Below are 14,824 nucleotides of genomic sequence, written 5' to 3' on the forward strand. Positions count from 1 at the left end.
TCACAGTCCCTTCGGTCGGGCGACGTGCTCGACGACGCGGCCGGCCCAGTCCACGATCAGGGCGAGCACCGCGACCAGCAGCGCGCCGGAGATCAGGACCTTGAACAGGTACAGGTTGATGCCGGTCGTGATCAGCAGTCCCAGTCCGCCGCCGTTGACGAAGGCGGCGAGCGAGGCCGTGCCCACGAGCAGGACGAGCGCCGTGCGCACGCCCGAGAGCATGACCGGCACCGCGAGCGGCAGCTCGACGCGCAGCAGCACGGAGAAGGCGGTCATGCCCATCCCCCGCCCCGCCTCGACCAGGCGTTGGTCCACGCCGCGCACGCCGATCATGGTGTTCCGCAGCACCGGCAGGATCGCGTAGAGCACCAGGGCGATGATCGAGGCCTGGAACCCGTTGGGCACGAAGGCGGCGAGCAGGACGATGAGGCCGACGGCCGGCGCGGCCTGCCCGAAGTTCGCCACGGCCAGCACGGGCTCGGCGACCTTCCGGAAGGGTCCGCGGGTCAGCAGGATCCCCAGCGGCACGCCGATCACGAGCACGATCACGGTCGCCACCAGGGTGAGGGCGAGGTGCTGGCCGGTGAGCTCGAGGATCGTCGAGGGATTCAGGGTGTTGCGCTCGGTCGCAGTCAGCGGCGCGAGCAGCAGCCACGCGCCGTAGACCACGAGGATCGCGAGCAGCGCCAGGATCTGCACGATGAGGGGGCGCCAGGGGCGCGGCGCGGGGGCGCGCCGCGCGCCGGCCCCATCGGTCGTCGCCTCGGTCGCGGCGCCGGTCGCGGCATCGTCCGCTGCCTGGGCGGCGGTGTCGGTCGCTGTGCGCTCAGTCATCGCGGGCCGATCCCTGCGGGGCGGTGACGGCCGTGCCCTCGTCGTCGATGACGACATCGACCGCACCCGTGTTGGTGCCCACCGGGGCCTCGCTCGAGCGCTCGGCGGCGCTCTGACGGGCCATGGTGATCGCGTCCATGATCGTCTCCACGTCCACGACCCCCTCGAAGACGCCGCCGCGGCCCGTGACCAGGGTGGCGCCGGCGCTCGAGACGAGCATCGTGTCCAGGGCGTCGTTGAGGGTCGCGCCCGAGCCGACGACGGGCAGCGCCGGGTCGAGCTCGGTGGGCAGGCGCGTCATGCGGGAGAGCTCGCGGCGCGAGGGCCAGGAGATGGGGCGTCCGCGCTCGTCGACCACGACCGCGTGGTTGTGGCCCGCCTCCTCGGCGCGGCGCAGGGCCTCGGCGGCGTTGCCGCCGGCGTGCGCGACGACCGCGTCGGCCGCCTCGACCTCGCGCACGCGGCGCAGGCCGAGCTGCTTGAGGGCGGCGCCCGAGCCGATGAAGTTCTCGACGAACTCGTCGGCCGGCTCGGCGAGGATCCGCTCGGGGGTGTCGTACTGGACGATCTGCGCGCCCTCGCGGAAGACCACGATCCAGTCGCCGAGCTTCACGGCCTCGTCGAAGTCGTGGGTGACGATGACCATCGTCTTGCGCACTTCCTGCTGGATGCGGATCAGCTCGTCCTGCAGGCGCTGGCGGGTGATCGGGTCGACGGCCCCGAAGGGCTCGTCCATGAGCAGCACGGGCGGATCGGCGGCGAGCGCCCGGGCGACGCCCACGCGCTGCTGCTGTCCGCCCGAGAGCTCCTTGGGGAAGCGCGAGCGGTAGACGTCGGGATCGAGGCCGACGAGCTCGAGCAGCTCCTCGACGCGCTCGGCGATGCGGGCCTTGTCCCAGCCCAGCATCTTGGGCACGAGCGCGATGTTCTGGGCGACGGTCATGTGCGGGAACAGGCCGCCGGCCTGGATGACGTAGCCGATGCGGCGGCGCAGCTCGTCGCCGTTGATCGTGGTGACGTCCTCGCCGCCCAGCACGATGCGCCCCTCGGTGGGCTCGATGAGGCGGTTGATCATCTTCAGCGTGGTCGTCTTGCCGCAGCCGGAGGGGCCGACGAGCATGACGACCTGTCCCTCGGGGATCTCGAGGGTGACGCCGTCGACGGCCGGCCGCTCCTGCCCGGGGTACCGCTTGGTGACGGCGTCCAGGAAGATCGAGCGGCCCGTGGCCTCGCCGGAGGCGGAGTCCGCGGCGGTGGTCTGGGTGCGGGGGTCTGAGTCGGTCACCGGATGCCCTTCGAGGTCGTGAGCCTGCCGAGGCCCAGCAGCAGGAGGTCGAGGATGAGGGCCAGGAGGATGACGCCGACGGTGCCGGTCACCACCGATTCGATCGCCCCGGCGCCGCCGAGGCGCGAGAGGCCCTGGAAGATGAAGCCGCCGAGCCCGGGACCGAGCACGTAGGCGGCGACCGCCGCGACGCCCATGACCATTTGGGCGGAGACGCGCACTCCGCTGAGGATCACGGGCCAGGCGAGCGGCAGCTCGATGCGGAAGAAGATGCCCAGGCGGCTCATGCCCAGGCCGCGCGCCGACTCGACGAGCGCAGGATCCACCCCGGCGAGTCCCACGATGGCGTTGCGCAGGATGGGCAGCGCCGCGAAGAAGACGACCACGATGACGGCGGGCTTCACCCCGAAGCCGAAGGGCGCGACCATCAGACCGATGAGGGCGAAGGACGGGATGGTGAGCCCCACGGCGCTCACCGAGTTCGCGACGGCGCGGCCGAGGCTCGAGCGGTGCACGAGCGCGGCGATCGCGACGGCGAGGACCGTCGCCAGGACGACGGACTGGGCGACGAGGCTGAAGTGCTGGGCGGCGGCGAACAGGATCTCGCTCGAGCGGGAGCTGAGGAATTCGCCGAAGTCCACGGAATCGCCTGCGCTCTCGTCGGGGGTCGGGGTCTGCTCGGAGGTCGGAGCCGCAGCGCCACGGTGGGCGGAGCCGCACCGACACGCCGCTGGGCGCCTCGTCGACCGTAGGGTGCCGCGCACCACAACTCAACTCCGCACTGCCCGCGCACCCGCCGGGCGGCGCGTGGCGCCCCGTCCGCGACCCTTCGACCTTCGGCTGCATTCGCGCCGGTCACCGGTTCTTTTCCCGCGAGGTCCGACGTGCCTTGGTCACAATCGCGTCACAGTGTCGCCACGACGCGAGCGCACCGCCGTCCCGGGGCCCACGGGAGCGGGCGCGGCTTCCCCGAGGGCGGGTGCGGTGCCTCCGGGGCGGGCCCGGTCCTCTCAGAGGAGGGGAGCCTCCTCGGCGGCGCCGGGGATCGCGGCGATCAGCTCACGGGTGTAGTCCGTCTGCGGGTCGGTGAGGACGTCCGCGGTGGCCCCGCGCTCGACCACCTCTCCGCGGCGCATCACCAGCACGTCCCGGCAGACCTGGCGGAGCACGCCGAGATCGTGGGTGATGAACACGAGGGCCAGCCGGTGCTCGTGCTGCAGGCGCGCGAGCAGCGCCAGGATCTGCGCCTGCACGGTGACGTCCAGGGCGGAGACCGCCTCGTCGCACACGAGCACCTGCGGCTCGACGCTGAGCGCGCGGGCGATCGCCACCCGCTGCAGCTGCCCGCCTGACAGCTCGTCCGGGCGCCGGCCCGCGAGCACGGGGTCGAGCCCCACGTCCCGGAAGAGTCGCTCGAGCAGCTGCCGTCGAGCGGCGCGGGGTCGCGGCGCCAGCGCCCGCACCGGTTCCAGCGCCGACCAGCCGACGGTGCGCGCGGGGTCGAAGGAGGAGTGGGGGTTCTGGAAGACGGGCTGGACGACGCGGCGGATCGCCCTGTCGCCGCGGGTGACGGCGCGACCTGCGACGTGCACGTCCCCCTCGTCCGGGCGGGTGAGCCCCAGCAGGATCCGCGCGAGCGTGGTCTTGCCCGAGCCGGACTCCCCGACGATCCCGATGCTGTCCCCCGGCCGCACCTCGAGATCGGTGGGCAGGAGCGCGGTGACGGGCTCGCGCCTCGACCCGAAGGTCCGGGCGATGCCGCGAGCCCGCACGAGCGGTTCGTCCCCCGGCGAGGGCCGCGGCGACTCGATCTCCTCGAGGGTGCGGGAGCGGCCCGGGATCGCCTCGACGAGCGCGCGGGTGTACGGGTGCTGCGGGTCGACCAGGAGGCTGCGACTGGGGCCCTCGTCGACGACCTTCCCGGTGCGCAGCGCCAGGGTGCGGTCGGTGCGGTCCGCCGCGATCGCGAGGTCGTGGGTGATGAGCAGCAGCGAGGTGCCGTGCGAGCTCGTCAGCTCCCCGATCCGATCGAGGATCCGGCGCTGCACGGTGACGTCGAGTGCGCTGGTCGGCTCGTCGGCGACGATCAGCGCGGGCTCGGTGACCATCGCGGCGGCGATCAGCACCCGTTGGCGCTGCCCGCCGGAGAGCTCGTGCGGCCAGCGACCGGCGAGGGACCGCGGATCGTCGAGCCCCGCGTCCCGCAGGGCCTGCAGCGCCCGGTCCCGATGCTGCCGCGGATCGCCGATGCGATGGATGCGCAGCGGTTCGACGACCTGGTCGAGGACCCTTTTCAACGGATCCAGCGAACCGCCGGGGTCCTGCGGGACGTAACCGATGTCGCGACCCCGCAGACGGCGCGCGCCGCGCGCCCCGAGCTCGAGCACGTCCCGCCCCGCGACCTCCACCGACCCGTGCACGCGGGCGCGCTCGTCGAGCAGCCCCAGCACGGACCGCGCGATCGTGGTCTTGCCCGAGCCGGACTCCCCCACCAGCGCGACGGACTCGCCCGGCGCGATCTGCAGGGAGACCCCGTCGACCGCCGTGGTCGAGCGCCCGCGGCGGACGTACTGCACGGCCAGGTCCTGAATCCGTAGGACGGGGGACGCGGCGCCGTGCAGCGCGCGTCCCGAGGATGTCCTCGTGCTCTCGTTCATCGGTTCTCCCTCGTGCCGATGCCGCGGCTGACCCGGTTGACGCTCAGCACGGTCAGCGCCGCCACCAGAGACGGGAACAGGGTCCACCACCAGGCGCTCGCGATGTACGTGCGCCCCTCGTTGATCTGCGATCCCCACTCGGGCTGCGGCGGGACGGCGCCGAAGCCCAGGAAGCTCAGGGACGCGACCGCGAGGATCGCGCCGCCCAGGTCGATCCCGGCGACCACGGCGATCGCGCCCGAGGCGTTCGGGACGACGTGCGTGAGGATCGCGATCACCCGCCGGGTGCCGCTGGTGGCCGCCGCATCCATGAAGGGCAGCCCGATGATCCGCAGGGTCTCGGCGCGCGCGATCCGCACCATGCCGGGGATGCCGGAGATGCCCACCGCGATGGCGACCTTGTCCACGCCGAAGCCGAGCGCCGAGATGATCGCGAGCGAGAGCAGCAGGCCCGGGATCGAGACCAGCACCTCGACGGCGCGCGATATCACCGCGTCCAGGATCCCGCCGGCGTAGCCGGCGACCATGCCCAGCAGCCCGCCGCACACTAGCGAGATCGCGATCGCGACGAGGCCCGCGAGCAGCGAGGAGCGCGCTCCGTGGACCACGCGGCTGTAGACGTCGCGCCCGTTGAGGTCCGTGCCGAACCAGTAGTGCGAGCTCGGCGGGGCGAGCGACGGTCCGACGGCCTCGATCGGGTCCGTGGGCGCGAACAGGTTCGGCGCCAGGATCCATCCCACGAGCAGCAGCAGGAACAGGCTCGCGAGCGCGACGCCCGGCCGCGCCCCGAGGACGCGCAGCGCATGCCGGGCCCGCTGGGGGTGCTGGGGGCGCTGCGTCTGCTGCGGGTGCGGGGCCTGCTCGGCCCGCTGGTCGCTCGTCATCGTCGGCCTCCTCGATGCGCCGGGGAGACCACGCGCGGATCGATGAACGGGTAGCTCAGATCGACCACCAGCGTGACCAGCACGTACAGCCCGCCCGTGAGGACGATCAGCGCCTGGATCAGCGGGAAGTCGCGCGCGGTGACCGCCTCGACGTAGAGGTTGCCGATCCCCGGACGGCCGAAGATCGTCTCGATGATCGCCGCGCCGGACACCACACCGCCCACGAGCATCCCGATGATCGTGTACACCGGCAGGCTCGCATTGCGCAGCACGTGGCCGAGGACGACGCGGACGGGGCCGAGCCCGCGAGCGCGGGCGACCTCCACGTACCCCTCCGCGGAGACCTCGCGGATGCTCCGCGAGAACACCTGGCTCAGTGTCCCCGCGCCGAGCAGCGCTATGGTCAGCGCAGGCAGCAGCACGGCGCGCGGTCCGTCGGCCCCGAAGGCGGGGAACCATCCCAGGCGGAAGGAGAAGATCTGCAGCAGCAGGATCGCCATCACGAACGAGGGCACTGCGATCCCGATGACGGTCACGGCCTGGAAGGCGGAGCGCAGGGCGGCCGTGGGCAGCAGGACGCCTCCCAGCGCGAAGGCGATGCCGAGGATCACCAGGAACAGCAGGCTCACCAGCCCCAGCTCGAGGGTGGATCCCAGGCTGTCGCCGATCACGGCCGAGACCGCCTGGCGCTGCCGCGAGTAGGCCGTGCCCCAGTCGAGGGTGAGCACACGGTGCAGATAGCTCAGGTACTGCACGAGCAGCGGTCGGTCCAGTCCCATCTCGTCGCGGATCCGGCCCAGCTGGGCCTCGTCGGCTGCGCCGGCATCGCCCTGCCCGCTGCCCATGACGATGAGCCGGGCCGGGTCCCCCGGGGTCAGCTGGACGATGATGAAGGACAGGGTGATGGCGCCCAAGAGGACGACCACCGCCTGCCCGAGGCGTCGCAGGACGTAGCGGAGCACGGCGGTCAGTCCGCGGGCGCGAGATCGGCGAAGGCGGGCTTGTTCTCGGCGTCCAGGGCGATCTTCCGGATCTTCTTCGAGGCTGCGCTCACCGAGATCGCTTCGACGAGCGGGACGGAGTACCCGCCCTCGAGCAGAAGGCGCTGGGCCTTCTCCGATGCCGTCGCGCGCTCGTCGGGATCCGTCGTGCTCTGCAGGGCCAGCAGGGCGTCGTCGATCTCGTCGACCGGGTGGCCGTAGAAGAACGACTGGTTCTCGTAGAAGGAGCTGTAGACCACGCGCAGCACGTCGGGATCCGCCCGTCCCTGCGTCCACGTCGAGAGGTCGTACTTCGCGTCGTAGAGGCCGGTCTCGCTCGCCTGCGCCTCGGTGACGGGCTTGAGCTCGAACTCGATGCCGACCTTCTTCCACTGCGCCTGCAGCAGCTGGAAGAGCTGTTCGTAGACCGTGTTCCCGCTGGTGTACTGGATGGAGACGCTCAGCCGATCACCGTCGTCGTTGGTGCGGATGCCGTCCTTGCCGACGGTCCTCCAGCCGGCGTCCTCGAGCAGCTTCTCCGCCGCCTCGGGATCGTGCTCGAGGAACTCCGAGAGGTCGGCCGCACCGGGGGTGGAGGCCGTGAGCAGCCCGGTCGCGGGCTTCACCTGGCCCTGGTAGATGCGCTCGGCGATCTCCGCGCGATCCGTCGCGGGGTTCAGCGCCCGCCGCACGCCGTCGTCCTCGAAGATCTCCCGGTAGATGAAGGGGATCAGCGGGAAGGAGATGCCGCGCGTCGGGTTCTTCGAGACCTGCAGCTGGCCGCCCTCGACGGCGGGCAGGGTCGACGTGTCCAGCAGGAACGCGAAATCGACCTGGCCGGAGGAGACCGCGCCCGCGAGCGTCGTCGGGTCGGGGATGAACGAGATCCTGATGCTCTCGTAGGCGGCGGCCTTCTGGTTGCTGTAGACCGACGAGCCCCAGGCGTAGTCGTCGCGGCGAGCGAGGGTGATGGACTCGCCGGGCGTGTAGTCCGCGAGGGTGAAGGCGCCGCTGCCGATCACCTTCCCGGCCGCGACCTCCTTCGGATCGAGCTCGAGGGTCGCGTCGGCGAGCATGCTCAGGGTCTGGGTGCTGGCGGCCTGCAGGAACTGGGCGTTCGGGCCGTCGAAGGAGACCTTCGCCGTGCGTTCATCGACCACCTCCGTCTTCCGGTAGCCGCGCAGGTGGCTCGCGCCGATGTAGGCGAGCGCCCCGAGGTCGACGACCCGGTCGAAGTTCTTCTTCACCGACTCGGCGGTGAACGCGGTGCCGTCGGAGAAGGTCACTCCGTCGCGCAGGTGGAAGGTGAACTGCGAGCTGTCCTTGTTCACGTCCCAGGACTCGGCGAGCCAAGGCACGATCTCCCCGGACTCCGGGTCCTGGTCGACGAGGGTGTCGGCGATCTGCCGGGCGACGGCGCGCGAGACCGTGTACGGCGGCTGGTGGGGGTCGTAGTTCTCGCTGTCCTCGGGGAAGCCGACCTTCAGCACGGAGGTGTCCGCGGAGCCACCGGATCCGGAGGAGCCTCCGCAGGCGGCCAGCAGGGGCGAGGCGACGGCCGCGAGCGCGGCGGCGCCGGCGAACGAGCGACGGGAGATGCGGGAGGGGGAGGACGAGGGGGACACGGGACCACCTGGGGGTGTGAACGGGGCGTGGAGGCGGCGGTCGGCGAGTGCTCGTCGGCGCACCACACACTATTAGTGATTATGGGCTTCACAGCGTCAACTTATGTGAACGGGGTCGCATCGCGTTGGTACTGTCTGGGGGTGCACCCCTCCGACATCCGCCACCTGCTCTCCGTCTCCACGCCCGCCCTCGCCCCCGACGCGACCTTCGCGATCGTCGCCGTCTCCCATCCGGACGAGGGCGCCGACCGCAGCGTCGGCCAGCTCTGGCGCATCGAGCTCGACGGCGCCCGGCGCCGGCACGGAGCACAGCGGCAGGAGAGCAGCGCGCGTCGGCGCCTGACCCGCGGGATCTCCGACTCCGCGCCGCGCCTCTCCCCCGACGGCTCCGTCCTGGCCTTCCTGCGGCCCGACGCGCGCGGTCGCGCGCAGATCCATCTCCTGGACCCCCGCGGCGGCGAGCCGAGGCAGGTCACGGACGCCCCGCTGGGCGTCGGCCAGTTCGTCTTCTCGCCCGACGGCTCCCGCCTCGCGTTCCTCGCGCGGGTCCCCGAGCCCGGCCGCTACGGCACCGTCGACGGGATCGGCCCCGATGCGGAGCCCGCACGCCGCGTGGACAGCGTGCGCTGGCACGCCAACGGCGTGGGCTGGAGCATCGACCGCCCCCGCCAGGTGCACGTCCTGGACCTGCCGTCCCTGGACGACGAGCCCGAGTACCCGCAGGCACCGCGGGTCGTAAGCGGCACCGACGAGGGGCACGACGGGGCTCTCGGGTCCGACGGCGACGCCCGCACGTCCCTCGCGGCCCGGCAGATCACCGAGGGGACGGACGACCACACGGCCCTCGCCTTCGCCGCCGACGGCACGCGCGTGCTCGCCGTGCGCGACCGCCTCGAGTCCGACGAGCGCGATCTGCGCTCGGTGCTCGTCGCGATCGATGCCGAGGCCCCCTCGGCCGCATCGATCCTGCTCGAGGAGGCCGACGGCCTCTCGATCGACCAGCTCGTCGCGCTCCCGGGCGGCGCCCTCGCCCTGCTCGCCTCCGAGCCGGTCGACGGCCGGGATGCGATCGCGCCGGACCGAGCCCTCTGGCTGCTGGATCCGCCGACCGCCTCTGCGCCCGCCCGTCCGCGCCGGATCACCGACCCCGACCAGCTCGAGCTGACGACGGCCGGACCGCTCGTCACGGCGGGCGATCGGGTGCTCGTCCACGAGCTCACGCGCGGGCGCATCCACCTGCACCTCGTCTCCCGCGACGGCTCCACGCAGGAGGTGCTCGGCGGGGACCTCGAGGCGCACGGCACCGCGGCCGTCTCCCCGTTCGGCGAGGCCGGGGAGGTCGTGGTCTTCGCCGCGGTCTCGACCCCCACCAGCGCGGGCGAGCTCGTGCAGGTGCGGGCCCCGGAGCCGGGCGGGCCCGACGGGGGCGAGGCGCGGGCCCTGCCGTCGGCCCCTCGCGTGCTCACCGAGCTCGGAGCCGACCTGCGCTCAACCGGGATCGTCGCCCCGCGCGAGCTCGAGGTGACGGGCCGCGACGGCTACCCGGTCCACGGCTGGCTCGCGGTGCCCGAGGGCGAGGGACCCTTCCCCGTGATCCTCATGATCCATGGCGGCCCCTTCGCCCACTACGGCGTCAGCGTGTTCGACGAGGTGCAGGTGCTCGCTGGCGCCGGGTTCGCGGTCGCCTACTGCAATCCGCGCGGCTCCGCCGGGTACGGGCGGGCGCACGGCCGCGCGATCAGGCACCGCATGGGCACCGACGACTTCGCCGACGTCCTCGACTTCCTCGAGGGCGCGATCGCCGCCGACGCCGAGGACCGTCCGGGCCGGCTCGACGCCTCCCGCCTGGGCATCATGGGCGGCTCCTACGGCGGCTTCCTCACCGCGTGGACGATCGCCCACGACCATCGCTTCGCCGCGGCGATCGTCGAGCGCGGCTTCCTGGACCCTGCGAGCTTCCAGGGCACGAGCGACATCGGCTCCTACTTCGGCGACGAGTACGTGGGCACGGACCCGGCCGACATCGCCCGGCAGAGCCCGTTCGCGCACGTCGGCGACGTGCGCACACCCACCTTCGTCATCCACTCCGAGCAGGACCTGCGATGCCCGCTCGAGCAGGGCACCCGCTACTTCTCGGCGCTGCGCCGCAACGGGGTGCCGTCCTCGATGCTGGTGTTCCCCGGGGAGGACCACGAGCTCACGCGCTCCGGCCGTCCTCGGCACCGTCTGCAGCGCTTCGCCGCGATCCAGGAGTGGTGGGAGCGGGCGCTCAGCGGCCGCTCGTGAGCGCCTCCCAGGCGAGCGTCGCGAGCAGCAGCGCCTGGTCCGCGAGCACCTCGTCGTCGAACATCGCGTATGCGGAGTGGTTCGAGGCCGGCGGGTGCTCGGGGTCCCAGTCGGCGGCCACGCCCACGAAGCCGTAGGCGCCGGGCACCGCCTCGAGCACACGCGAGAAGTCCTCGGATCCCGTGCGGGGGCGTTCGAGCTGCTCGACGCGGTCCGCGCCGAACAGGTCGCGCGCCACGCGCGCGAACTCCTCGGCGGCGGCGTCATCGTTCACCGTCGCCGGCAGGACCTCGCGGAACTCGACCTCCGCCTCCAGACCTTGGGCGGCGGCCACGTGCCGCACCAGCTCGGGCAGCTCGCGCGCGGCGCGTCGGACGGCCTCGGCGCTGAACGTGCGCACGCCGGCGCGCAGCCGCGCCTGATCCGGGATGACGTTCGGGGCGGATCCTGCGTGGAGCTCGCCGACGGTGACCACGACCGGGTCGAAGACGCTGAAGCGTCGGGTGACCTCGGTCTGCAGGGCGAGCACGATCTCCGCGGCGGCGGGCACGGGGTCGCGGGCCTCCTGCGGACGCGAGCCGTGGCCCCCGGTGCCCAGCACCGTCACCTCGAGGATCGAGTAGGCCGCCATCAGCGTGCCTCCGCGCACGCCGATCCTCCCGGTCGGCGAGTCGGCGTGGACGTGGATGCCGAAGGCGCTGGTGGGGCGCTCGCCGGCGACGTCGAGGAGTCCCTCGGCGAGCATGCGGCCGGCCCCGTCGTACCCCTCCTCGCCCGGCTGGAACATGAGGATGACGGTGCCGGGCAGCTCGTCGATCCGCGCGGCGAGGAGCCGGGCGGCGCCGATGAGTCCGGCCACGTGCAGGTCGTGCCCGCATGCGTGCATCGCCCCGTTGGTCGAGGCGAACGGGAGGCCCGTCGCCTCCGTGATGGGGAGTGCGTCCATGTCGCCGCGCAGCAGGGTCACTGGTCCCGGTCTGCCGCCGCGCAGTACGCCCACGACCGATGTCAGGTCGCGGCCCCGGATGATCTCGAGCCGGCTGCCGTCGAGCCCGAGGCCCTCGAGCTCGCGCAGGACCCTCTCCTGGGTCCACGGCAGCTGCAGTCCGACCTCGGGGTGGGCGTGCAGATCCCGGCGCAGCGCCTGGAGATCGGCGAGGAAGCCGTCGGGGAGGGAGAAGGGTGCGGGCATGTGGTCTCCTCGGTCTGCGGGGTTGAGGGCCGACGGATCTGCGGGCTCGGCCGTCGTGGGATCGGGTCCAGTCTGCCCGGATCAGTGCGCCCGCGCGTCGCGGGTGCCACACTGGTGGCGCGCAGGAGGTGATCGCCTTCTCTTTCCACGCCTGGGGTGGAGACCGCGACGGGGGAAAGGACTAGCATCGATCCGGCCCTCGATACCGTCGTGGAGGACAGCCTCCGGGGACGCGGTCGAAGCTCACGCCCCTCGGGATGTCCGCCCGCCGTGATCCTCGCGCCCGCCAACCCCCAGGCGTGCCCGCCGCCGACACGTCTCCATCCCGTCCATCGAGGAGAAAGATGTTCGAGTTCCCCTTCGGCAGTCGCCGGACCGTTCCTGCCAAGGACGGCGCGAGCTGGCCTCACGTCATCATCATCGGCGGTGGCTTCGCCGGTGCCAACGCCGTGCTGGGCCTGCGCGACACTCGTGTGCGCGTCACCCTCATCGACCGCAACGTCTACAAGACGTTCCAACCGCTGCTGTACCAGGTCGCGACCGCGGGGCTGAACCCGGGCGACGTCACCATGTTCCTGCGCGGCCTCTCGCTGAACGTGCCGAACATGCGCTACCGCCAGGGCGAGGTCGTGGGCGTCGACCCGGAGCAGCAGGTGGTCCGCCTCGAGAACGGCACGAACAGCCCCGACGAGCTCTCCTACGACTACCTGGTCCTCGCCAACGGCGCGACGACCACGTACTTCGGCACCCCGGGCGCCGAGGAGCACGCGATGCCGATGTACACGCGCTCGCAGGCGATCGCCATCCGCGACCGCGTCTTCTCCGAGCTCGAGCGCACCAGCCGCATCGAGGACACCGACAGGGTGCACGTCTCGATCGTCGGCGGCGGGCCGACGGGCGTCGAGATCGCCGGCGCCCTCGCGGACTTCCGCATGCAGGAGCTGGACATCCTCTACCCGGAGATGGACCCGGGCACCCTCCAGATCACGCTCCTGCAGCGCGGCGGCGAGCTCATCAAGGAGTTCCGCGAGGAGTTCCGCGAGTACGCGGCCGAGGAGCTCGAGGCCCGCGGCGTCGAGCTGCGCCTGGGCCACGGCGTGAAGTCCGTGGGCTACGACTTCGTCGAGCTCGACGACGGCTCGATCCTCGAGTCCGACATCACCGTGTGGGCCGCAGGCGTCGCGATCGCGGAGACCGTCAAGGACTGGGGCCTGCCCCAGGACTCGCGCGGACGTCTCGACGTCGACGAGAACCTGCAGGTCAAGGGCTTCCCAGGTGTGTATGCGGCCGGCGACATCGCCGGCGGCGAGAACGCCCTCCCCCAGCTCGCGCAGCCCGCCATCCAGTCCGGCCGCGCCGTCGCCCGCATGATCGACGCCGACGTCCGCGCCCAGGGCAAGGGCAAGAAGCCGTTCCACTACGTGGACCTGGGCACCATGGCCACGATCGGCCGCCGCGCCGCCATCACCGAGCTGCCCGACCTGCCGATCGCCGGGTCGATCGGCCTCTCCGGCACGGTGGGCTGGTTCGCCTGGCTGGGCGTGCACGTCACGAAGCTGCTGGGGCACCGCAACCAGCGCGCGGTCTCGATGAACCTGCTGAGCCTGTACGCCGGCACCCGCGCCACCCACCAGCCGAACCCCGTGGTCGGCGAGGTCGACTCGATCGCCGCCGCCACGACCTTCCGCGAAGAGGCCCAGCACCGCCTGTTCGGTCCGGACAAGCAGCACAGCTGAGCCCGGGGCGGCGGGCCGACCCCAGTGCGGCCGCTCCGGGCCTGGACGTCGTCGATCTGCGGATCGCGGGGTCCTCAGTGCGCGGTCTCGGCCGGCGCGTGCACGACGCGTAGTCAGAGGTCGGGTGACGTGCTCCATTCGTCGCGACCCGACCTCCTGCTACGCGAAGTGCACGGGGCGCCCGGAGACCCGCGTCAAAGCAGCGGCCGCGGCGCCATCCCTTCCGGCGATCGCGCCCTGGCCGCCCCGTCGCGGAGAGCCCGGTCGCGGAGGGCCCCGTTCTCACCGTAGTGATCGACGCTTGCGGTGCAGACGATCGGCGACGATGGACCTCAGGAGCTCCCGGGTCCGTTCCCACTCCTCGATGACGTCCTCCCAGGTCAACCGCAAGACCACGTACCCCAGCGCGATCAGCAGCTGGTCCCGGCGCCGATCCTCCGCGTACGCCTCCGGGTCGGTGTGATAGGCAGCGCTGTCGCATTCGATGATCAGACGCTCACCGACACGGATGTCGGTGCGGCCCACGCCGTCGACGAACCATTGCGGCTCCACGCACACCCCCAGACGCTGCAGGTACCTGCGCACCCGGGTCTCGGTGCCCGACTGGGCACGCGGGTCGATGATGCCGATGCTCTGGCGCAGCTTCACCGGCAGACCCGCGAGCACCCCGTCGATCTCTTCCGCGCTCAGCAATCCCTGGTTCGCCACGGACTCGAAGGCGATCGCGGCATCCTCCGCTCCGCGGCAACGCGCGAGGTGGTCCAGTGCGATGCGGATCGGCATGATCGGCTCGAAGTCGGGCCAGCGGTGCTGGTACTTGTGGGACACGACCTCGCGATCGGACGTGCGCGGCTTCTCCCCGCGCAGGGTCGCCACATGCAGCATCTCGTCGCGCACCACCCAGACGCCGTGCAACTCCAAGGCGTCGCCGCAGGTGAGCCGGGCCCCGATCTTCAAGGCGCTGGCTACCTTCTCGGGAGTCTCCGGCGTTCCGTACCACCCGCGCCCGAGCTGGACGAGCGTCCCCAGTGCGATCTGTCGCGCGATCACCCGGCGGGAGATTCCGCTGTCCTCGCGCACGGACGACGGGATCACGTGCAATTCCTTCTTGTGCTCCGATTCCATGACCCGGAGCCTCTGCCGTGCACGGGGCCCCCACCAGGCCTCCGCGCCGATTGTGGATGGCAGCGTCCGCCCCGACGATGTGGAGGACTCGCGGTGCCCGGCCTTGCTGAGTCATCGGAGCGGCACCAACAGGCGCACTGCCCCGGCTCCGGCGGGTCCTCGGCCGGGGGCGTGCACTACGCGTAGTCAGAGGTCGGGTGACGTGCTCTATCCGTCGTGA

Annotated in this window: 11 protein-coding genes; 2 read left to right on the forward strand and 9 right to left on the reverse strand. The window is 72.1% G+C overall.

Going from position 1 to position 14,824, the window contains the following annotated elements; translation table 11 throughout:
- The 7 genes from ACFQ53_RS08905 to ACFQ53_RS08935 form a co-directional block, all read right to left on the reverse strand.
- Positions 1-834, reverse strand: a complete 834-nt coding sequence (locus ACFQ53_RS08905) for an ABC transporter permease (protein ID WP_377858339.1) — start codon at positions 832-834, stop codon at positions 1-3.
- On the reverse strand, positions 827-2,119 hold the full coding sequence (locus ACFQ53_RS08910; protein ID WP_377858341.1) for an ABC transporter ATP-binding protein: 1,293 nt from the start codon (positions 2,117-2,119) through the stop codon (positions 827-829). The genes ACFQ53_RS08905 and ACFQ53_RS08910 overlap by 8 nt, the downstream gene beginning before the upstream one ends.
- Positions 2,116-2,760 (reverse strand): ABC transporter permease, encoded by a 645-nt coding sequence (locus ACFQ53_RS08915; protein WP_249477245.1) that lies wholly within the window; start codon positions 2,758-2,760, stop codon positions 2,116-2,118. The genes ACFQ53_RS08910 and ACFQ53_RS08915 overlap by 4 nt, the downstream gene beginning before the upstream one ends.
- Positions 2,761-3,129: 369 nt before the next feature.
- On the reverse strand, positions 3,130-4,776 hold the full coding sequence (gene nikE, locus ACFQ53_RS08920; RefSeq protein ID WP_377858345.1) for a nickel ABC transporter ATP-binding protein NikE: 1,647 nt from the start codon (positions 4,774-4,776) through the stop codon (positions 3,130-3,132).
- A complete protein-coding gene (locus ACFQ53_RS08925) occupies positions 4,773-5,660 on the reverse strand; it encodes an ABC transporter permease (protein WP_377858348.1) in 888 nt (295 codons plus the stop codon). Before ACFQ53_RS08925 ends, nikE begins: the two co-directional genes overlap by 4 nt.
- A complete protein-coding gene (locus tag ACFQ53_RS08930; RefSeq protein ID WP_377858350.1) occupies positions 5,657-6,622 on the reverse strand; it encodes an ABC transporter permease in 966 nt (321 codons plus the stop codon). The genes ACFQ53_RS08925 and ACFQ53_RS08930 overlap by 4 nt, the downstream gene beginning before the upstream one ends.
- Before the next feature lie 5 nt (positions 6,623-6,627).
- Positions 6,628-8,265 carry an ABC transporter substrate-binding protein gene (locus tag ACFQ53_RS08935; protein ID WP_377858353.1) on the reverse strand — a complete coding sequence of 546 codons (1,638 nt, stop codon included), beginning with the start codon at positions 8,263-8,265 and terminating at the stop codon, positions 6,628-6,630.
- Between the two features lie 141 nt (positions 8,266-8,406).
- Between ACFQ53_RS08935 and ACFQ53_RS08940 the strand changes: the two genes are divergently transcribed.
- The gene (locus tag ACFQ53_RS08940; protein ID WP_377858356.1) at positions 8,407-10,551 is read left to right on the forward strand and encodes a S9 family peptidase; all 2,145 of its coding nucleotides are present in this window, start codon (positions 8,407-8,409) and stop codon (positions 10,549-10,551) included.
- On the opposite strand, the gene ACFQ53_RS08945 is transcribed toward ACFQ53_RS08940, so the two are convergent.
- Entirely contained in the window at positions 10,535-11,743 is a 1,209-nt protein-coding gene (locus tag ACFQ53_RS08945; RefSeq protein WP_377858359.1) for a M20 family metallopeptidase, read from the reverse strand. The two genes, ACFQ53_RS08940 and ACFQ53_RS08945, sit on opposite strands and share 17 nt — an antisense overlap.
- A gap of 344 nt (positions 11,744-12,087) precedes the next feature.
- Between ACFQ53_RS08945 and ACFQ53_RS08950 the strand changes: the two genes are divergently transcribed.
- On the forward strand, positions 12,088-13,479 hold the full coding sequence (locus tag ACFQ53_RS08950) for an NAD(P)/FAD-dependent oxidoreductase (RefSeq protein ID WP_377858362.1): 1,392 nt from the start codon (positions 12,088-12,090) through the stop codon (positions 13,477-13,479).
- Between the two features lie 282 nt (positions 13,480-13,761).
- On the opposite strand, the gene ACFQ53_RS08955 is transcribed toward ACFQ53_RS08950, so the two are convergent.
- Complete coding sequence (locus tag ACFQ53_RS08955) at positions 13,762-14,559, reverse strand: DUF559 domain-containing protein (RefSeq protein WP_377858364.1); 798 nt, start codon at positions 14,557-14,559, stop codon at positions 13,762-13,764.
- Positions 14,560-14,824: the final 265 nt, after the last annotated feature.

It is taken from the genome of Brachybacterium sp. NPDC056505 (assembly GCF_042794925.1).
GTDB lineage: Bacteria > Actinomycetota > Actinomycetes > Actinomycetales > Dermabacteraceae > Brachybacterium > Brachybacterium kimchii.